This is a genomic window from Paenibacillus sp. Lou8.1 (genome assembly GCF_024213565.1).
In the GTDB taxonomy this organism is placed as follows: domain Bacteria; phylum Bacillota; class Bacilli; order Paenibacillales; family Paenibacillaceae; genus Paenibacillus; species Paenibacillus polymyxa_B.
The window spans coordinates 128,449-147,907 of sequence record NZ_JANAVN010000001.1; the positions used below are offsets into that span (position 1 = coordinate 128,449).

The 19,459-nt window shown below is 46.8% G+C and carries 18 protein-coding genes; 14 read left to right on the forward strand and 4 right to left on the reverse strand.

Features of this window, described 5'->3' with window-relative positions:
• Positions 1 to 44 precede the first annotated feature (44 nt).
• Positions 45 to 542, reverse strand: coding sequence for a sporulation membrane protein YtrI (locus NLX78_RS00590; protein WP_061831708.1), 498 nt, complete (start codon positions 540 to 542; stop codon positions 45 to 47).
• A 12-nt stretch (positions 543 to 554) separates the two neighbouring features.
• Positions 555 to 884, reverse strand: coding sequence for a YtrH family sporulation protein (locus NLX78_RS00595; protein ID WP_013309582.1), 330 nt, complete (start codon positions 882 to 884; stop codon positions 555 to 557).
• Positions 885 to 1,021: 137 nt separating this feature from the next.
• On the opposite strand from NLX78_RS00595, the gene NLX78_RS00600 reads away from it, so the two are divergent.
• The 6 genes from NLX78_RS00600 to pyk all read left to right on the forward strand — a co-directional run bounded on the left by NLX78_RS00600 (position 1,022) and on the right by pyk (position 9,316).
• Positions 1,022 to 4,696 (forward strand): DNA polymerase III subunit alpha, encoded by a 3,675-nt coding sequence (locus NLX78_RS00600; protein ID WP_254349370.1) that lies wholly within the window; start codon positions 1,022 to 1,024, stop codon positions 4,694 to 4,696.
• 167 nt (positions 4,697 to 4,863) lie between these two features.
• A complete protein-coding gene (locus NLX78_RS00605; RefSeq protein WP_023987905.1) occupies positions 4,864 to 5,361 on the forward strand; it encodes a phosphatidylglycerophosphatase A family protein in 498 nt (165 codons plus the stop codon).
• A 152-nt stretch (positions 5,362 to 5,513) separates the two neighbouring features.
• Positions 5,514 to 5,702: a hypothetical protein gene (locus NLX78_RS00610; RefSeq protein ID WP_013309585.1), complete on the forward strand. Its 189-nt coding sequence runs from the start codon at positions 5,514 to 5,516 to the stop codon at positions 5,700 to 5,702.
• Between the two features lie 180 nt (positions 5,703 to 5,882).
• Positions 5,883 to 6,776 carry an acetyl-CoA carboxylase, carboxyltransferase subunit beta gene (gene accD, locus NLX78_RS00615; RefSeq protein ID WP_013309586.1) on the forward strand — a complete coding sequence of 298 codons (894 nt, stop codon included), beginning with the start codon at positions 5,883 to 5,885 and terminating at the stop codon, positions 6,774 to 6,776.
• Entirely contained in the window at positions 6,777 to 7,760 is a 984-nt protein-coding gene (locus NLX78_RS00620) for an acetyl-CoA carboxylase carboxyltransferase subunit alpha (RefSeq protein ID WP_061828687.1), read from the forward strand.
• A gap of 125 nt (positions 7,761 to 7,885) precedes the next feature.
• Positions 7,886 to 9,316 carry a pyruvate kinase gene (gene pyk / locus NLX78_RS00625; protein ID WP_254349371.1) on the forward strand — a complete coding sequence of 477 codons (1,431 nt, stop codon included), beginning with the start codon at positions 7,886 to 7,888 and terminating at the stop codon, positions 9,314 to 9,316.
• Positions 9,317 to 9,417: 101 nt separating this feature from the next.
• On the opposite strand, the gene NLX78_RS00630 is transcribed toward pyk, so the two are convergent.
• Positions 9,418 to 10,302 (reverse strand): LysR family transcriptional regulator, encoded by an 885-nt coding sequence (locus tag NLX78_RS00630; RefSeq protein WP_254349372.1) that lies wholly within the window; start codon positions 10,300 to 10,302, stop codon positions 9,418 to 9,420.
• Positions 10,303 to 10,509: 207 nt separating this feature from the next.
• On the opposite strand from NLX78_RS00630, the gene NLX78_RS00635 reads away from it, so the two are divergent.
• The 7 genes from NLX78_RS00635 (at position 10,510) to NLX78_RS00665 (ending at position 16,854) form a co-directional block, all read left to right on the forward strand.
• Complete coding sequence (locus NLX78_RS00635) at positions 10,510 to 11,433, forward strand: phosphate ABC transporter substrate-binding protein (protein WP_039269889.1); 924 nt, start codon at positions 10,510 to 10,512, stop codon at positions 11,431 to 11,433.
• A 106-nt stretch (positions 11,434 to 11,539) separates the two neighbouring features.
• Entirely contained in the window at positions 11,540 to 12,472 is a 933-nt protein-coding gene (gene pstC / locus NLX78_RS00640) for a phosphate ABC transporter permease subunit PstC (RefSeq protein ID WP_013370343.1), read from the forward strand.
• Positions 12,472 to 13,368 (forward strand): phosphate ABC transporter permease PstA, encoded by an 897-nt coding sequence (gene pstA / locus NLX78_RS00645; protein ID WP_023987910.1) that lies wholly within the window; start codon positions 12,472 to 12,474, stop codon positions 13,366 to 13,368. The genes pstC and pstA overlap by 1 nt, the downstream gene beginning before the upstream one ends.
• 17 nt (positions 13,369 to 13,385) lie before the next feature.
• Entirely contained in the window at positions 13,386 to 14,228 is an 843-nt protein-coding gene (gene pstB / locus NLX78_RS00650) for a phosphate ABC transporter ATP-binding protein PstB (protein WP_061828683.1), read from the forward strand.
• A gap of 288 nt (positions 14,229 to 14,516) precedes the next feature.
• Entirely contained in the window at positions 14,517 to 15,806 is a 1,290-nt protein-coding gene (gene pelA, locus NLX78_RS00655) for a pectate lyase (RefSeq protein ID WP_254349373.1), read from the forward strand.
• A gap of 134 nt (positions 15,807 to 15,940) precedes the next feature.
• A complete protein-coding gene (locus NLX78_RS00660) occupies positions 15,941 to 16,459 on the forward strand; it encodes an acyl-CoA thioesterase (protein ID WP_103048099.1) in 519 nt (172 codons plus the stop codon).
• Positions 16,456 to 16,854: an FxsA family protein gene (locus tag NLX78_RS00665; protein WP_013309596.1), complete on the forward strand. Its 399-nt coding sequence runs from the start codon at positions 16,456 to 16,458 to the stop codon at positions 16,852 to 16,854. The genes NLX78_RS00660 and NLX78_RS00665 overlap by 4 nt, the downstream gene beginning before the upstream one ends.
• Before the next feature lie 28 nt (positions 16,855 to 16,882).
• Here NLX78_RS00665 and ytvI read toward each other — a convergent pair whose 3' ends face one another.
• Complete coding sequence (gene ytvI / locus NLX78_RS00670) at positions 16,883 to 18,001, reverse strand: sporulation integral membrane protein YtvI (protein ID WP_254349374.1); 1,119 nt, start codon at positions 17,999 to 18,001, stop codon at positions 16,883 to 16,885.
• 345 nt (positions 18,002 to 18,346) lie between these two features.
• Here ytvI and citZ point away from each other — a divergent pair, with 345 nt between their 5' ends.
• On the forward strand, positions 18,347 to 19,459 hold the full coding sequence (gene citZ / locus NLX78_RS00675) for a citrate synthase (RefSeq protein ID WP_028542893.1): 1,113 nt from the start codon (positions 18,347 to 18,349) through the stop codon (positions 19,457 to 19,459).

The window sequence follows — 19,459 nt, forward strand, 5'->3', positions numbered from 1 at the left end:
TCTACCTATGGATCAGAGCAGGGTGTGAAGTCGAATAGACCGACTTAGTGGCTTTCAGGCAGTCTTTCTTTTGCTTCCAGCCAAATTTGCAGCACCCCTTCCATTACAAGCATCGTTTTGACCTGGATCGTATACTCCTTGTCACGAACGGTGTATTTTTTTTGGTGCAGCAACATACGTACCAGCTTGCTGTCAGAGTCAATCTCGAACATATCTCTGCCGCGCAGCACCTCCAGATCACGACTGACACGGCGAAGAAGTTCCTTCAGGTTGATAGAATCAATTTTTTCGGCCGAAGCTTCCTCCGCGATCAGCTTGATTTCTTTGACAACGGTTTGGCGCTTGCTGTATTTGCGCAATGTTTTGTTGTCTTCCTCGGCTTGCTGGAGCTGGAATTGAAGATCCTGGTTGTTCGTCCACAGCTGATTGAAGCTGGCATGCCAGATGGCATTGTAGATCATTCCTCCCGTAATCATACCGAGTACAAAGACAGAGGATAATTGCATAAAAGGGCGCAGGCGCTCAAAAGGGGGGACTCTCATAGTCGTTTCACCTCACGGTCGTCCGTTGCCGCATACCCACTTGACCAGCTCTGCACCCATATGAGCGCCTAAAAAGGCGAAAATCAAATACAATATCTGCTTAATGGCAGGTGACAAATTACCATCCAACATATTGCTTTCAATGACCCGGATCGGGTCCATCGTTCCCCCCACAGCGGCGGCAAGCGCCCATATTTTAATTCTTCCGGCAACCTCCAGCATCGTCTGGGTTGGCGGCTGAAGCGATACGACAGCTCCCATTCCGCCGAGCATGGCTCCCCCGAGCACGATGCCGAAGGCAATGAAGAAGTCGAGAATCGCTTTGGATATAAAAGTGCTCATGCTCTTTTCCTCCTTAGGTATACGAATCAGGACCGCGCTTGTCCGCCGAGGTCTGTACTTTTATTCTATGGGCGCTACTAACGCGGATATGATAAAATAGTTTGAAGAAAATCAAGCGGTGAAAGGAAGAGAAGCGCATGAGTTCATTTGTGCATTTGCATGTTCATAGCGAGTACAGCCTGCTGGACGGCGCGGCTCGTACCGCGGAGTTGGTCAAACAGGCATCAGCTTACGGAATGAAGGCGCTGGCCCTTACAGACCACGGGGTTATGTACGGTGCCATTCCTTTTTATAGAGCGTGTGTAGAGAACGGCATTAAGCCGATTATCGGGTGTGAGGCCTATATGACGGCAGGATCGCGCAAGGAGCGTGGCAGCCGGAAGGATCAGCCCATATATCATTTGATTTTGCTCGCCAAAAATAAAACAGGCTATCAAAATCTGATGAAGTTGTGCTCCATCGGCCATTTGGAGGGCTTTCACTACAAGCCGCGCATCGACATGGAGGCTTTGGCTGCCCATCATGAAGGCATCATATGCCTGAGCGCTTGTTTGGGCGGTGAAGTGCCGCAGCATTTACTGCATGGTCGGGAAGCCGAAGCACGACGAGCAGCGGAACGGTATCGTAACATTTTTGGCGATGATTTTTATCTGGAACTCCAGGACCATGGTCTTTCGGAGCAAAAACGTGTAAATCCTCTCTTGATCGCACTGGCAAAGGAACTGAATATTCCACTGGTGGCGACGAATGACGTGCATTACTTGACTGAGCCAGATGCGGACGTGCAAGACGTTCTGATCTGTATCGGGACAGGGAAGACAGTTGACGATGAGGAACGCTTGCGTATACCAACACGTCAGTTGTATCTGAAAAGTCAGGAGGATATGGCTCGTTTATTCCCGCATGTGGCAGAAGCCATCGCCAACACGGTGCGTATTGCTGAAAAATGCGAACTAGAGCTGGAATTCGGTCAATCCATTTTGCCTGAATATCGCCCGCTGCCGGAAGGAATGACCTCTTCGTCCTATTTACGCAATCTGTGCGTGCAAGGGCTGGAGCGTCGTTATGGAAGCGATCCCGGATGGGAGCAACCGGAGGAACGGGAAAGGCTGAACCAACGGCTAAACTATGAGTTGAATACCATTGACAGTATGGGTTTCAGCGATTATTTCCTGATTGTATGGGATTTTATTGCCTTCGCTCATAAGCATAAGATTGCAACGGGACCGGGGCGGGGTTCCTCAGCAGGCAGTTTGGTTGCCTATGTGCTTAACATCACGAATGTCGATCCGATGAAATACAACCTGCTCTTTGAACGGTTTCTGAATCCAGAACGAATTAGTATGCCAGATATAGATATTGATTTTAGTGATGAACGGCGTGACGAGGTTATCGACTATGTAGTACAGAAGTACGGAAATGAGCATGTAGCGCAAATTATTACATTTGGAACGCTGGCGGCAAGAGCCGCTGTCCGTGATGTCGGTCGTGCATTGAACGTGCCGTATGGCGAGGTGGACAAGGCAGCCAAGCTGATTCCGGCGCAGTTAGGTATTAATATCCGTCATGCGCTGGAAATCACCCCGGAGCTAAAAACGCTATATGAAACGAAGCCCAAGACACGTGAACTGCTGGATATGGCGATCAAGGTTGAAGGAATGCCTCGTCATGCTTCGACACATGCAGCAGGTGTTGTCATTTCGCGGACTCCATTGACCGATACGGTTCCGCTTCAAGAGGGGAGCGAAGGGGTTCCTTTGACGCAGTACTCGATGGAAAATCTAGAGCGCATTGGTTTGCTTAAAATGGATTTCCTTGGGCTGCGTACGCTCTCCATTATTGAACGGTGCATACACTGGATTGCGGAAGAGCATGGAGAAACGCCTGATTTTAGTCGTATTCCCGATAATGATCCGCATACCTATGACTTGCTGGGCAAAGGAGATACAGGAGGCGTATTCCAGCTGGAGTCGGCCGGTGTACGCCGGGTACTCAAGGATTTGAAGCCGAGTGTATTCGAGGATATCATTTCTGTCCTGGCTTTGTATCGTCCGGGCCCGATGGGCTTTATTCCTAACTTTATACAGGCCAAGCATGGTCAGATTGAGATTTCTTATCCGCATCCTGACCTGGAACCGATCTTAAAGGATACGTACGGTATTATTGTGTATCAGGAGCAAATCATGCAGATTGCTTCGCGCATGGCGGGCTTTTCCCTGGGAGAAGCCGATCTGTTGCGCCGGGCTGTGTCCAAGAAAAAGCGCGAAGTGTTGGATCTGGAGCGCGGGCATTTTGTCGAAGGCAGTATCAAGCAGGGATACACGGAGGAGGAGGCCGGAAGGGTTTACGATATGATTGTCCGTTTTGCTGACTACGGCTTCCCGCGTGCCCATGCAGCTGCTTATGGTGTGCTAGCATTTCAAACGGCTTATCTAAAGGCCCATTATCCGGTACAATTCATGGCTTCAATGCTGACAGCCGTGATGGGAAGTCATCGGAAAGTGGCTGAATATGTCGTCGAATGCCGTCGTATGGATATCGCAGTGTTGCCGCCTGATGTGAATGAGAGCGGGGTGTTGTTTACTCCTTTACAGCAGGGAGGCATCCGCTTCGGCCTAGCAGCGATTAAAAATGTCGGCACACAGGCGATGGAGAGCATTCTCGCTGTTCGCAAGGAACGGCCTTTCGACAGCCTGCTCGATTTTTGTCGACGTGTCGATTTGCGGGTATGTAATAAAAGAGTGATTGAATCGCTTATTCAGGCAGGAGCCTTTGATTCATTGACGGGTCATCGGGCACAATTGCTTGCCATGCTGGATGAAACGGTGGATGCAGCCGTCAAGTGGCGCAAGGAACGAGATGACTTACAAATTGATATGTTTGGTTTTGTGGAAATGCCCAATTGGGATATCGAATATCCCAATGTACCCAAATTCAGTGCCAGTCAGCAGTTAGAGCTGGAACGTGAACTACTGGGACTGTATTTATCCGGGCACCCGTTGGATGATTTTGAGTCGCTGTTGGAAAGCAGCGAGGCGGATCGTTTGATGGAGCTGGGCGATGTGCCAGATGAAACGGTTGTTGTGACCGCAGGCATGGTAGTGTCACTAAAAACGATTACGACCAAGCAGGGTAAGGCCATGGCCTTCATTGAGCTGGAGGATCAGATTGAGCGCTGTGAGGTTGTGCTGTTTCCTGAGGTATGGAAGCGAAGCCAGCAGTGGATTGAAAAGGGAGCTTTGCTTACGCTTCGAGCCAAGATGCAGCAGCAGGACGAGCACTTCAAGCTCCTTGCGGATGAGACCGCCCCGCTGGCAGAAGACTCGCTGGCCCGGCTCCTCCAGCGCCGACGTGCCAGTACGCGCTCGTCCGCCGCTGGAACATCCGTGCCAGCTGCTGGCTCTGCTGCTGGCGGCCCGGGCGGGAGAGCGTCGCGCGTGTCGCCCCCGCCTTCGGCAGCCAATGCATCTGCTTCGCCTCAGCCGAAGGTGGCCCGTCCCGTGATGGCTGCTTCACCGCGCGGAGCCGAAGCGGCTCGCGGTGAGCAGGTACCGCTCCCGCGCAGCTCGGAGCCGACCACTCGTCAGCGGGTGTTTGTCAAAATCACCCGCCAGGCCGAGGAGGATGCCAGCTTGCTGGTCAGTCTCAAGGCACTGCTACAGGAGCATCCCGGTGCTATGCCTACCGTACTTTTTTATGAGAGCAACCAGCGTCTGCTGGCTTTGAGCGATGCTTACAGCATTAAGCCTTCTCCTCAGCTTTTTGATCAAATGGAGTCGATGTTGGGTGAAGGTACGGTGAAAGTCAAATGATAGGCACACAGCAAACCGCCCTTATTGTAACGGTTTAATGAACATTTTCCTTCCTTCCCGCATACACTTGGAAAACTGGCGGAACAGGAGATTCAACACGTCTCCTGCACCATAAGGTCCCGTACGGTGAAAGAATAGAACTGCACGGTGAAAGCGGGAGGGAAATTATGTCCTATGAATATGCAGAAACTTTGTTAAATCGCAGAGGCATTCGTATCGAGTCCATTGCGGACATTGTTTTTCAGCTTCAGCTAAAATATTATCCTCATTTGACGATGGAAGAATGTATAGACAGTGTCAAAGCGGTTTTGCAAAAGCGTGAGGTTCAATATACGTTGCTCACAGGTATTGCGCTCGATGAGCTGGCCGAAAAAAAACTTCTCCCCCAGCCATTGCAAGCCATTATGGAGGCTGACGAACCGCTGTACGGAGTGGACGAGACACTGGCTCTTGGAATTACGAGTGTGTACGGCATGATCGGCTTAACCAGTTTTGGTTATCTGGATAAGGAAAAGACGGGGATTATTGAACAACTGAACCAAAAAGGCAGTGGTATTCATGTGTTTTTAGACGATCTTGTCGCCGGACTAGCTGCCGCTGCTTCTTCGCGCATTGCACATCGGAGCCTCCATGCCAAGCATTATCCTGCATCATTGGACGCTTAATTGACCTGTGTAGACAGAGTTGATGATTTTCTAGGCCCTCCGACGAACTTGAATGATCAGGAGGGCTTTTGTTGCGGGAAAAAAGTAAGGTATGTTATCATGAGTCTATTATATGGGCTCAAAACTTGAGGCTTAGGGGGTAGAAACAAGGCATGTGGACGGTGATTTATATTGCACCGACGGCCAGACTGGCTGACATGATTAAGCTCAAACTGTCTGAAGAAGGTTTTATGGTGCAGGCCCGGGCCATCAGCGCGTCCAAGCAACAGTTTGAGATACTTGTGCCTTCGGGTGAAGTCGAAGAAATACAGGAAGTGCTTAATTCGATTTTGCGCCCTTGAGTCCGGAACGGCGGAAGTGATACAGCAGCATGAGTGGAACAAAGGATGCACGATCGGCGGTAAAGTTTTAGTAACAGGCGTTGACGTGTGTATGAACATAATGCTTAAAGGTGCCGCATAGACGGCAGAGGACCTTGTATCGGTTACGGCTGACAAATAAACGGCTGGAGAGGTGTAGTTGTGTTTAAAGATTTATTCCAAAAGAAGCGTAAATACGCGACCATCCCTTCGGAACGGGCGCTGAGCGGCGATCAAGCGGACATGCCGGATCGTCCCAAACGGGAAATTCCCGAAGGTCTTATGACCAAATGTGGCAAGTGTGGAAGTATTCAATACAGCAAAGAACTAGAGAAAAATTTGAAAGTGTGTCCGGTGTGCGGATACCATATGCGTTTGAATGCTATGGATCGCATTCGCATGGTGCTCGACGAAGACACGTTTACGGAATATGATGCCGATATGATTTCGGTTGACCCGCTGGACTTTCCGGGATATGCGAGCAAGCTGGAGCAACAGACCCTGAAATCTGGCTTGCGAGAGGCTGTCGTTACGGGCGACGGCCTTATTTATGGACATCCTGTTGTCGTTGCTGTGATGAGCTTTGACTTTTTTACTGGCAGTATGGGTTCGGTCGTAGGAGAGAAAATTACCCGCGCCATTGAGCAAGCAATAGACAAGCGTCTGCCGCTAATTATTTTCTCAACTTCTGGCGGGGCACGTATGCAGGAAAGTATTTTAAGCTTGATGCAGATGGCAAAAACAAGTGCTGCTCTTGCTCGTCTGGATGAGCAGGGCTTGCTGTATATTTCTGTTATCACCGACCCGACTACAGGTGGAGTGTCCGCCAGCTTTGCTACGCTTGGAGATATTAATATCGCGGAGCCAGGAGCTGTATTTGGCTTTGCAGGGCGTATTGTAATTGAACAGACAATCAGACAGAAGTTGCCGGATGATTTTCAAACATCCGAATTTAATTTGCAGCATGGACAATTGGATATGGTTGTACACCGCAAGGAACTGCGTGATACCCTCGGGCAACTGCTTGATCTGCACAGTGTGAAAGGGGTGGAATAGATGGCTGGTGAATTGCCTTATGAAAAGCCCCTGGTCGAGATGCGACAGAAGATCGAAGAACTCAAGCAATTCGGACAGGATAAGCAAATTGATTTTACAGATGAAATCAACCGTCTCGAGGAACGTTATCTCGAGATGGAAGAAGAAATATATTCGAACATTACAGCACCACAAAAAATGCATTTGGCCCGTCATCATCAAAGACCAACGTCTCTTGATCTGATTGAGCAGGTGTTTACGGACTTTATTGAATTACACGGCGACCGCTTGTTTGGAGACGATCTGGCGGTTGTGGGCGGAATTGCCAAGCTAAATGGTATTCCGGTGACCGTCATTGGTCAACAGCGTGGTAAGGATACGAAAGATAACATTGCACGTTTCTTTGGTAGTGCTCATCCGGAAGGATTTCGTAAAGGCTTGCGTCTTATGCAGCAGGCTGATAAATTCAAACGCCCTGTTATTACATTTATTGATACGAAGGGCGCTTATCCGGGTAATACAGCAGAGGAGAGAGGTCAATCGGAAGCGATTGCCCGCAACTTGCGGGAGATGGCAAAGCTTTCGGTGCCTGTTATTTGTGTGGTCATCGGCGAGGGTGGAAGCGGCGGTGCGCTTGCGTTTGCAGTCGGTAACCGTGTGCTGATGCTGGAACATGCCATTTATTCGGCCATTTCTCCAAACGGTGCAGCTTCGATTCTATGGAAAGATGCTTCCAAGGCCGATCAGGCAGCTGAAGCCATGAAGATTACGGCTAATGACCTCCTGCGCATGGAAATTATCGAGGATATTGTGCCGGAGCCGAAAGGGGGCGCGCATCGTAACTATGAAGTGACTGCTGCCGCAATCAAGGAGCTATTGGAACGTCATTTGGCAGACCTTACGAATATGAGCTGCGATGAATTGAGGGAAGATCGGTATCAAAAATTCCGAAAAATAGGTCAATACACCTTCTTGAAGCCTTCGGAATCTGAGCCTATGTTGTAATACGTTGTAAACGGGTAACAATAAATATGACGAACTTCCTATACAAATAGGAAAAAGTGTAGTAGATTTAATTGTTGGAAAAAGATATAAAGAGTAGCACCTTTGAAAACGGAGGAAAAACCCAAATGCGCAAAACTAAGATTGTATGTACCATCGGTCCTTCCAGTGAGTCATTGGAAAATGTGAAGAAACTGATTTTGGCTGGTATGAACGTAGCCCGCCTGAATTTCTCTCACGGTGATTTCGAGGAGCATGGCAACCGGATTAAAAACATCCGTCAAGCTTGTAAGGAGCTTAACAAAAACATTGCTATTTTGCTCGATACGAAGGGGCCGGAAATCCGGACAGGAAAGCTCGAAGTTGAACCTATTGAGCTTGTTCAGGACGAGTTCATTACGCTGACAACGGAAGAAATTCTCGGTACGCAAGATCGTATTTCCATTACGTACAAAGATCTTCCCTCGGACGTGGAGCCCGGCTCCACCATTCTGATCGACGATGGTCTGATCGGACTCACCGTTATTGAAGTATCAGGCACTGAAATCAAATGCCGCATTGTTAATGGCGGAACGATCAAAAGCAAGAAGGGCGTTAACGTTCCAGGCGTTGCTATTTCTTTGCCTGGTATTACCGAAAAAGATGCTAATGATATCATTTTCGGTATTGAGCAGGACATTGATTTCATCGCGGCTTCTTTTGTTCGTAAAGCAAGTGACGTTCTGGAAATCCGTGAATTGCTGGCGAAACACAACGCAAGTCATATCCAAATCATTTCCAAAATAGAAAATCAGCAAGGTGTTGACAACCTGGATGAAATTTTGGAAGCTTCGGATGGTCTGATGGTTGCCCGTGGTGACCTCGGTGTGGAAATTCCTGCTGAAGAAGTGCCTCTGGCGCAAAAATTGATGATTAACAAATGTAATGTAGCTGGCAAGCCTGTTATTACGGCAACACAGATGCTGGATTCCATGCAACGTAACCCGCGTCCGACTCGTGCGGAAGCAAGTGACGTGGCGAATGCTATTTTTGACGGAACAGACGCAATTATGCTGTCCGGCGAAACAGCAGCGGGTAAATATCCGGTAGAATCCGTATTGACGATGTCACGTATTGCAGAAAAAGCTGAGTCCTCTCTGAACTACCGTGATTTGTTCAAGAAACAAAGAACGGCTCAAGAAATTAGTATTACAGAAGCAATCAGTCAATCTGTTTCTATTTCTGCACTTGACCTGCATGCCAAAGCGATCCTGACGTCCACACAAAGCGGAACAACGGCGCGTATGATTTCTAAATACCGTCCTGAAGCTCCGATTGTTGCTGTGACAACACAGGAAAGAACAGTTCGCCGTTTGGCTCTGATCTGGGGCGTACATGCAGTACAAGGCAGACCAGTCGTTGACACAACAGATAGTCTGTTTGACAACGCACTGGAAGGCGGTCGCAAATCTGGCCTCGTTAAAGAGGGCGATTTGGTTGTAATTACTGCGGGCGTACCTCTTGGTGATTCCGGTTCTACGAACCTGATCAAAATTAGCTGCGTTCCAGCACAAGCGTAATTAAAGTCTCATGACATAATACCGAGGCTGTATGTATCGTTATAACAAGCAAAAGAGCATTCAAGTCAATAAGACTTGGATGCTCTTTTTTTTTATGTTCTCTAGCTTTTCATTTCCAGTCCTTCTCGTCGTATGAAATCAAGAAATGCCTGTTGCATCAAGTTCATGTGTGTATCTTGTTGATACACGATGTTGATTTGATAATGGCTCCTTTGGTTATCAGCCTCGGGATAAGGGAGCCATTCCACCGAGGGAGCAGCATTTTCATTATTATCCACTCCGCTTGCAGGAAAGAAGGCAAGCGCTTCTCCGCCGCTTACGACTTGCTTTACCGCTTCCCAAGAGTTGATCTCCAGATGAGGCTTAACTAGCGAGGAATACTGATCTACAACTGATGAACCGCTATATTTTACCCATGTGTGCTTGTCCAGCATATCGGGTCCATCGACCTCCCCTAATTTGTATGCAGATGCAGAACGGATAACTCCTACTTGATCAGAAGCCACTGGCTCTGCCACCGTATACTCTGGAAGAGAATCTCTATCGTCGAGAAAAGCAAAATCAATTTCCCCTTGTTTCAGTAGCTGCTTAATTGCATCCGGGGATTGAATCTCCAACTGAATACGACAATCTGGATACCGCTCAGCAAACTTAGCCATCAAAGTGGGGAGGAGATACGTACCTGATATCGACTCTGCACTCAGATGTAATTGACCCTGTGATTCTTCTGTCAGTTCATCTACAGCTTGTCTAGCTTCTTGTTCCAGAGAGATGATCTGCTTTGCGTAAGGTAATAATTTTTTTCCAGCTTCCGTTAGCATAATCCTGCCTTGTTGAAGAGAGAATAGGGAAACACCCATTTCCTTTTCCAAGCTTTTCATATGAAAGCTGACGGTAGGTTGTTTGACTTGCAAAGCTTCGGCCACATCCGTCGCCTTATGGAATTTGTCGATCAGCATCAAAATACGCAATTTTAGAATATTCATGGAATCCAACAGCTCTCCTTATATGTCATTCATATGTGAATTTCAAACTATAGATTAATTATATACCGAAAAATAATTTATCTATCAATATTTTATATTTGTTTTACAAAACCACGTCGTTCGTCTAACATTCCAGGCCTACAATGTAAAAGTGTTGATGGTCATAAATAAAAAACCGTCACTTAACTAAGGGGAGGACAATAAAAAATGTTGAAAAAATGGCCGTTCATTCTGATGACTCTCACCATGGTATTTGCACTTGCAGCTTGCGGATCAGGTAACAATGCTGCACCACAAGGAGAAGCTGCTACAGGAACAGACAATAAAGCAGCTGCTGAACTGACAGGGAACATTCTGGCTGTTGGCTCCACTGCACTTCAACCATTGGTAGAGCAAGCGGGACAAAAATTTATGGCTGTCGATAAATATAAAGGCATTGCAGTTCAAGTGCAGGGCGGCGGTAGCGGTACTGGCTTGACTCAGGTTTCCGGCGGACAAGCGGACATCGGTAACTCCGACGTGTTTGCAAAAGAAAAACTGGAGAGCGGCGCAGATGAGCTGGTCGATCACCAAGTAGCTGTTGTAGCCATGTCAGCGGTAGCGAATCCTAAAGTAGGCGTTACAGACCTGAAAAAAGATCAATTGGTACAAATCTTTACAGGTAAAATCACGAACTGGAAAGAAGTTGGCGGTGCAGATCAAAAAATCGTTATTGTAAACCGTCCAAGCAGCTCCGGTACTCGTGCAACATTTGAAAAATACGCATTGGGACAAAAAACGGAAGATCTGCCGGGCTCCATTCAAGAAGATTCCTCCGGTACTGTGAAAAAGCTGATTGCTGAAACACCGGGTGCGATTGGTTATCTGGCTCTGTCCTACATCGACAACACAGTAACTGCTTTGAAATACGATGGCGTTGAAGCTAACGTTGAAAATGTAGAACAAGGTAAATATCCAGTGTGGGCTTACGAGCATATGTACACTAAAGGTGAGCCAAAAGAGCATGTGAAAGCATTCCTGGACTACATTCTGTCAGATGAAATCCAAAAAACGGATGTCGTAGACTTGGGATACATTCCAGTAGCAGGTATGCAAGTGAAACGTGATGCTGACGGTAATATCACGAAATAAGGAGAGTCACACCTCCTGTTCGATGAACGCAGCTAACGCGAGTATATTCACGAAGAAGAGGCGGACTAGCGTCCGGCCTCTATTCTTCGGTTAAAGGAGTTACAGTATGGAACCAATTGAAGGGAAGGCATACATGGAACAGAATAAACGATCCCGAGTTATGAAAGAAAGACATTACTGGGAAGAATGGACCGGCCGCATATATACGTCGGTTTGTGTCGTTTTTTTAGTTGCAGTCATTGTCTCCATCGTATATTTTGTTGCCTCCAAAGGTGTAGCTACATTTGCGGTGAATGGAGTCAGTCTGCGAGAGTTTTTCTTTGGAACCAAATGGAGCCCGGATGGCGAACCTAAGTCCTTCGGCGCGCTTCCGTTTATTACGGGTTCTTTTGCAGTAACCATACTGGCGGCTTTAATTGCCAGTCCGCTCAGCTTATGTGCGGCTTTATTTATGACGGAAATCGTGCCGAAATCGGGTAAGCGTATCCTTCAACCTGCGATTGAATTATTATCCGGTATTCCGTCTGTTGTATATGGCTTTGTCGGCTTGACCGTGATCGTCCCGCTACTTCGGAACGTGTTTGGAGGACAAGGCATCGGCATTCTGGCAGGCTGCCTAGTGTTGTCAGTCATGATTTTGCCGACGATAACGAGTATTATGGCAGATGCGTTGTCTTCCTTGCCGGGGGGGCTGCGTGAATCCTCTTATGCTTTGGGTGCTACTCGCTGGCAGACAATTGCCCGTGTTATTATTCCGACGCTGTTGCCTGCTCTTTTAACAGGAATTATCCTCGGTATGGCTCGTGCCTTTGGAGAAGCGTTGGCTGTACAGATGGTAATCGGGAATGCTCCGCATATACCGCATTCCTTGCTGGAATCCGCTTCGACCTTGACCAGCGTCATTACACTAAGCATGGGCAATACAGCGATGGGCTCCGTTCATAACAATGCTCTCTGGAGCATGGCGCTTGTTCTTCTGCTCATGACATTCATTTTCGTGCTGCTGGTAAGGCTGCTTGAAAGGAGAAACCGGGTTTGATGAAAGCTAAAACGACCGACAAGATCGCTACATTTGTAATCTGTTTCTTCGCCTTGTTCATTGTTGCACTTTTGGTTGGATTACTGGGCTTCATTTTGGCCCGCGGAGTCAGTCATATTTCTTTTGACTTTTTAACCAGTGCTCCCCAAACATTACGTGCAGGCGGTGGTATTGGCCCACAACTATTTAATTCCGTATTTTTGTTAATCTTAACTTTGATTATCACCATTCCGATTGGCTGGGGCGCAGGTATTTACATGGCACAATATGCAAAGCCGGGGAAAATTACGGACTTTATACGACTTGTCGTCGAAGTATTGTCCTCCTTCCCGTCTATCGTCATCGGATTGTTTGGATTACTACTTATCGTAAATACGTTTGATTTTGGTTTTTCCCTCTTATCAGGGGCCTTGGCTTTAGCCGTATTTAACCTGCCGCTGATGGTTCGCACAACTGAGCAGGCTTTCCGAGCTGTGCCGAAGGAGCAAAAGGAAGCTGGACTTGCGCTTGGATTGTCCAAGTGGAAAATTATCACCTCCATTTTGTTGCCAGCTGCGCTGCCAAGCTTGATTACGGGTACCATTTTGGCCGCAGGGCGTATTTTCGGGGAAGCCGCCGCATTGCTGTTTACAGCAGGGATGAGTACGCCGCCGCTTGACTTTACTGATTGGAATCCATTGCATGCCAGATCGCCTATTAACCCGATGCGACCTGCTGAGACATTGGCTGTTCATATTTGGAAGGTCAACAGTGAGGGGATTGCTCCCGACTCCAAAGATATTGCTGCAGGCGCTTCTGCCGTACTGGTGCTGCTTGTGCTTGCATTCAACTTGAGTGCAAGATGGTTCGGAAGAGTTGTATACCGTCGTCTGACAGCTGCCAAACGTATGGATTAGAAAGGGGATGGAGAACAATGGAACATGTGATTACGCGAACGGTAAAAACAGCCGCACCAGCAACATCCGTTCAGTCTACGCGTTCGGAACAGCTTGCGGGGCAACCGCCGCATCCGTTCAGTACTGAGGATTTGAGTATTTATTATGGCAGCTTTGAGGCTGTGAAAAAAGTGAATCTGGCCTTTCCCGAACAGACAGTGACTGCCCTGATCGGGCCTTCCGGCTGCGGTAAATCGACCTTTTTGCGCTCCCTTAATCGGATGAATGATGAGATTGCGTCTTCCTCTACAACGGGACATATCTGGATGGATGGACAGGATTTGACGGCACCGGAAACGGACGTGATCAAGCTGCGTCAGCAAATTGGCATGGTGTGGCAACGTCCCAACCCTTTTTACAAATCCATTTACAATAATATCGCCTTCGGTCCCAAATACCGTGGGGTGCGCAAGAAGAAACAGCTTGATGAAATCGTCGAAAGTAGCCTGCGTAAAGCAGCATTATGGGACGAGGTCAAGGATCGCCTTCACGATTCCGCTCTGGCGCTGTCTGGCGGGCAACAGCAGCGGCTTTGCATTGCACGTGCACTATCCGTTCAGCCGAAAATTCTATTGCTTGACGAGCCAGCTTCCGCGCTGGACCCTGTGTCTACAGGCAAGGTAGAAGAGCTCATCACCGAATTAAAAAAAGAACTGCGCATCGTTATTGTGACGCACAATATGCAGCAGGCTGCACGAATTTCCGATTATACTGCTTATTTTTATATTGGAAGTCTGGTTGAACATGGGAAAACGAACGATATTTTCACGAATCCTGAAAATGAGCTGACTCAGGAGTACATCATGGGTCGATTTGGTTAAGCGATGTTGCTCATCGACCTACTATATATGAGCTGCACGTAAAATCCTCTTACTAATCCAGTATTAGTAAGAGGATTTTTATTGTGTTCAACGTTTTGTAACTTTTTTAATCTATTAGTAAATTAAAATATATTGATCGTTTGGGTATATTTTCATATAATACAACTAACTATTTATCATGCATAAATAGTGGTTTAGTTCCCCTCGCTATCAAAAAGAATCTTCAGCAAGAGTAAATAGGGTTAAACTGAACACAATTACCCAAATCAAAATAAGGGAGAGGTTCAAATGAAGAAGAAGATGTGTCCAACCGCAAAGATGATAGCGCTTTCAAGTTTGGCGATTACAGTAACGTCAGGACTCCTAAGTCCCTCATGGGCTGCGGCACAGGAGATGATGCCGACTACATATGATTCAGGACGTGAATCGGCAACTGCTTCTTATGAACTTACCACAGATTCAGCTGTGGGACGGGACGTTTATGGTAGTGATGTAAATTCAGGTGTTCTGGATCGCGAGCCATTATTTGGGCTGTCGGCTGTGGCGAAGCCAACCGCTGTTGTGAATACAGACAGCCTCCTGAACAAAATGCGCGACTTTAGCAAGTTTTCTACGGGGAATATATCCAAGGATACGACGCTTGCCTTAAATATTGTATCCTGGCAATTGCCGCATGGCGGATTCTTCAAAGCTATGGAAAAGAATTATAAATCCAAATGGGATGGCAAAGCTGCACGCTCCACATGGAAAAGCAAGGATGGTGTTGAACTCGGAACGTTTGATAACGAGGCCACGACAACCGAGATTCGTTTTTTAGCGGATGTATACAAAAAAACCAAAAATAAAGATATTAAGAACAGTGTACAAAAAGCAGTCGACTTCGTACTAACCTCACAATATTCCTCAGGTGGCTGGCCTCAGGTATACCCTAAACGTGGTAATTATTCCGATGCTGTAACTTATAATGATGATGCGATGGTCAGAGTTATGGTTTTGGCTGACGATATTGTGAACAAGAAGCAGCCGTTTGATAGCGATATTCTGGATAACTCATACCGCTCCAGACTTCAGCAAGCGCTAAACAAAGGTATCCAGTACACAATTAAATCTCAAATTGTAAATAATGGTACACCAACAATCTGGGGTGCACAGCACGATCCGGCTACTTATGCATCTGTTGAAGCCCGGGCATTTGAGTTACCTTCCAAAACAACTACAGAATCAGTAGGCATTACTGCTTTTCTCATGTCCCAGCCGCAAACCGCTGAAGTGAAAAAAGCGGCTCAGAGTGCTTTGAAATGGTTTGACACGAACCGAATCGACGGTATCAAATACAATCGTCAAGGTCCGGAGTTTTTCCAAAAGGACGCATCGAGCATAATGTGGTATCGGTTCTATAATGTGGAAGACAATAAATATTTCTTTTCAGACCGGGATGGCAAAAAGTATACCGACATCATGAAAATTAGTGAGGAAAGACGACTTGGTTACGCCTGGGCGGGAAGCCAGGCTAAGAGCTTGCTCAAGCTGGCTTCGGATAGCGGATATTATAAACTGTCCAAGCCGTTGCCACAATAATAAAGGCATTATTATATATGATTGGAGAGGGCGGACCGTTCGGTCTGCCCTCTTTTTGTTCCCGGGCTGTAAATATGGTTTAATGGAGAGAGGGCAAAATAGAGATAAAGATGCACAAAGATAGGAGAGCTTGTATGACTCAAGAGGAGAAACAAACGGAATTACGCTGGTATGGCGCACCGCTACGCGTCCGTTATCAGGAAAGCGACCAGATGGGGGTCGTATATCATGCGAATTATTTGAACTGGTTTGAGATCGGGCGCACCGAAATGATCCGACAGGCGGGTTTTAACTATCGGAGTATGGAGGAACGAGGAGTCTTGCTTCCAGTTATTGAAATCAATGCGAAATATGCGAGTCCTGCTCGATATGATGATTTAATTACCATTTATACCGCAATTACGGACTTCTCCAGACTACGTCTAAACTATATCTATGAGGTTCGACGGGTAACGGAAGATGAGCATCAAAGGTATCTGGGAAAGGTATGGACCCAGGCAGACACGCTGCCGGGAGAGCTGCTTGTCACAGGGATGACACGGCACGTATGGTTGAACACCGAATGGAAGCCCGTTCGACTGGATCAGGCGCTACCTGAGCTGTACACTGCATTAAGGTTTGCTTTTACAGGCGGGGAGGGACAGAAGTCATGATGATGCGTAAACGTCTGTGGCTGTTGCTGCTGCTCATTCCTTTGGCGGAGCTGTACGGGTTTATATGGGTAAGTCACTGGATTGGAGCGGGCAAAACGATTTTACTCATCATTCTGACGACCCTAATCGGGGCTGCCATGATGCAATTTGAAGGTCGTAAGGTGATTGCCGATGCGAAAAATGAAATGAACCGGGGACAAATGCCTGGCCGTAAAATGCTGGATGGATTATGTGTTTTTTTCGGTGGGAGTTTGCTGCTTATCCCTGGATTTTTAACAGATATTATTGGTTTTACGTTGGTGTTCCCTTTAACACGAGCGTTGTACCGACGCTTTTTATTGAAGTGGTTGGAGAAAAAAATGAAGAACGGCAGTATTACGTTTCGGCGGTTTTGACGTGAGCTGCCGTTTTCCTATCCGTGATCTAGCGGACTCTTCCAGCGAGAATATAGTTGCGCAAGTCCTGAATGACATTCGCGCGATTCAGTGCATCAATGACAATGAGTGATACAGGTCCGATAATTAGTCCTAAAACGCCAAACAGCTTGAGCCCGATGAACATACCGATGAGGGTGGGAAGCGGGTTCAAGCCCACGCTGCTGGCCAGCACCTTAGGCTCCACGATCTGTCGTCCAATCAACAGGATAATATAAAGGATCGACAATCCTACCCCTAGTGCCAAATTACCAGACATATACGCATACAGTATCCACGGAATCATCACAATGCCAACCCCCAAATAAGGTAGCAAGTCCACCAACCCGATCATCAAACCGATGGTAAAGGCGGATTCCACACGCAATATGAACAGCCCAACAATGACCGTTAATGCCGTAATGGAGATGATAATGAACTGTGCACGCAAATAGCCGTACAGTGCTTTACGCAAATCGTGCCATATATCCGACAATGGCTTGCGAATCGTATCAGGAATCGTGTTTGAGAGCATCCGACTATGTCGGTCCCAATCCTTACTAATAAAAAAGGCTGCTAATACGATAACCATTAGAACTGCTCCCATATTAGGCAGAGAGGTCAGCAAGTTCAAAACTCCATTAAAAAATTGAGCGACTAGCGTAGTGACAGCCGAACTGACAGTTTGAGTTGTCTTATCAATGTTACTGTTAATGGTATGTTGGTAATCCGGATTATCCCGGATGAAATGGTTAATTTCAATAATTATGTTTTGAATCAAATCACTTTGTGTCCAATCGATAAACAGACTTTTAAAACGCTCAATATGTCCGTCAAAAGTCATGGCCAACTTTATAACTTCTCGGACCATGCGGGTGATTGCCGCAGATAGGATAATTGCAATTCCACCTAAATATACAAATAATGAGACCGTGACAGCCGTCCAACGTGGCATACGGGCTTTGCTACGCAGAAAACCAACCAGTGGATTCATGGCATAAGCCACAAGCCAGGCGAATAGGAAAGGATAGACGAGAGGGAAAAGCACATATATGCCCAGTAACAGAGCTACAATCACGATTGCCACCCATAGAGCACGAAATATGCGATTCAGGATTAACCGGCTCAAGCTTTCACGGCTCCTTTCTTTTACGATAGTTTTTCATAAAATAAATGCTCTACTATACATATGCGGGAAAGGGGGAAGACAAGACCTGTGTAAAAAAGTGCAAATGAATCAATATTTTTTGTAAGGGGTTTCAAAAATTTATTTATGGAAGCGATAAAACATTTGAATGTGTTGGAATAGCCCTCAATGTTCACATAAACGACAAAATCCAGTATAGTGAAAGAAGGTTTAAATATTGACATATGGCGTTAACATTACTCAGCTATTTAAAAGACATATCTTACTTTTGAAAATGTTTACATTGCAAGTCCGTTCACAATGTTTTTACAAAGGAGAGATGTAACGATGACAGCGACTAAAGGTCTGGAAGGGATCGTAGCGACCACTTCCTCCATAAGCTCTATCGTAGATGGCGTTCTCACGTACCGGGGTTATAACATTGATGATTTGGCTGTTAACGCCGATTTTGAAGAGGTAGCTTATTTGTTGTGGTTTGGAAAATTACCTGATAAAGAGCAATTGCAGGAGCTTCGCAACCAGTTAAGCGAATACGCTGCTATTCCGGATGAAATTGTTACTCAATTAAAGTTATATCCGAAAAATTTGAGCACGATGGCTGCCTTGAGGTCAGCCGTATCGTCTCTCGCTTTGTATGACCCAGAGGCGGATGATATGTCGAGAGAGTCTAATGTGACCAAAACCGTCAAGCTTCAGGCGCAATTGCCTACCATTGTGGCAGCTATAGCACGTATACGCGAGGGCTTGGAGCCGATTGCGCCTAAAAAAGGTATTTCCATCGCTGAAAACTTTTTGTATCAGCTGACTGGCAAGGATCCAGAGGAGACGGCTATTAAAGCGTTCAATCAGGCTCTCGTGTTGCACGCCGATCATGAATTAAATGCGTCTACCTTTGCTGCGCGTGTAACGGTAGCCACATTGTCGGATATTTATTCCGGAATCACGTCTGCTATTGGAGCTTTAAAAGGACCACTGCATGGTGGGGCCAATGAGGCTGTGGCCAAAACGCTGGAGGAGATTGGTGGCTTGGATCAGGTGGACTCCTATATTCAGGCGAAACTGGATAACCGCGAAAAAATTATGGGCTTTGGACACCGAGTCTATAAAAACGGTGATCCACGTGCCAAGCATTTGCACAAAATGTCCCGCGAGCTGGGGGAAATGAACGGCGACACAACGTTGTTTGATATGTCAGTTCGAATTGAGGGAATTGTAACAGGGCAAAAAGGCTTGAAGCCCAATGTGGATTTTTATTCTGCCTCTGTGTATACCCAGTTGGGTATTAAGAGAGACCTGTTTACACCTATTTTTGCTGTGAGTCGTGTATCCGGGTGGACCGCACACATTTTAGAGCAGTATGAAAATAACCGCCTGATTCGTCCTCGCGCCGAATATACAGGTCCAATGGATCAAAAATATGTATCACCAGAGTTGCGCTAA

What these genes read in the sequence shown, in the direction of transcription:
- NLX78_RS00590 (WP_061831708.1), bottom strand. Translation starts at nt 542, where the DNA reads ATGAGAGTCCCCCCTTTTGAGCGCCTGCGCCCTTTTATGCAATTATCC.
- NLX78_RS00595 (WP_013309582.1), bottom strand. Translation starts at nt 884, where the DNA reads ATGAGCACTTTTATATCCAAAGCGATTCTCGACTTCTTCATTGCCTTC.
- NLX78_RS00600 (WP_254349370.1), top strand. Translation starts at nt 1,022, where the DNA reads ATGAGTTCATTTGTGCATTTGCATGTTCATAGCGAGTACAGCCTGCTG.
- NLX78_RS00605 (WP_023987905.1), top strand. Translation starts at nt 4,864, where the DNA reads ATGTCCTATGAATATGCAGAAACTTTGTTAAATCGCAGAGGCATTCGT.
- NLX78_RS00610 (WP_013309585.1), top strand. Translation starts at nt 5,514, where the DNA reads ATGTGGACGGTGATTTATATTGCACCGACGGCCAGACTGGCTGACATG.
- NLX78_RS00620 (WP_061828687.1), top strand. Translation starts at nt 6,777, where the DNA reads ATGGCTGGTGAATTGCCTTATGAAAAGCCCCTGGTCGAGATGCGACAG.
- pyk (WP_254349371.1), top strand. Translation starts at nt 7,886, where the DNA reads ATGCGCAAAACTAAGATTGTATGTACCATCGGTCCTTCCAGTGAGTCA.
- NLX78_RS00630 (WP_254349372.1), bottom strand. Translation starts at nt 10,302, where the DNA reads ATGAATATTCTAAAATTGCGTATTTTGATGCTGATCGACAAATTCCAT.
- NLX78_RS00635 (WP_039269889.1), top strand. Translation starts at nt 10,510, where the DNA reads ATGTTGAAAAAATGGCCGTTCATTCTGATGACTCTCACCATGGTATTT.
- pstC (WP_013370343.1), top strand. Translation starts at nt 11,540, where the DNA reads ATGGAACCAATTGAAGGGAAGGCATACATGGAACAGAATAAACGATCC.
- pstA (WP_023987910.1), top strand. Translation starts at nt 12,472, where the DNA reads ATGAAAGCTAAAACGACCGACAAGATCGCTACATTTGTAATCTGTTTC.
- pstB (WP_061828683.1), top strand. Translation starts at nt 13,386, where the DNA reads ATGGAACATGTGATTACGCGAACGGTAAAAACAGCCGCACCAGCAACA.
- pelA (WP_254349373.1), top strand. Translation starts at nt 14,517, where the DNA reads ATGAAGAAGAAGATGTGTCCAACCGCAAAGATGATAGCGCTTTCAAGT.
- NLX78_RS00660 (WP_103048099.1), top strand. Translation starts at nt 15,941, where the DNA reads ATGACTCAAGAGGAGAAACAAACGGAATTACGCTGGTATGGCGCACCG.
- NLX78_RS00665 (WP_013309596.1), top strand. Translation starts at nt 16,456, where the DNA reads ATGATGATGCGTAAACGTCTGTGGCTGTTGCTGCTGCTCATTCCTTTG.
- citZ (WP_028542893.1), top strand. Translation starts at nt 18,347, where the DNA reads ATGACAGCGACTAAAGGTCTGGAAGGGATCGTAGCGACCACTTCCTCC.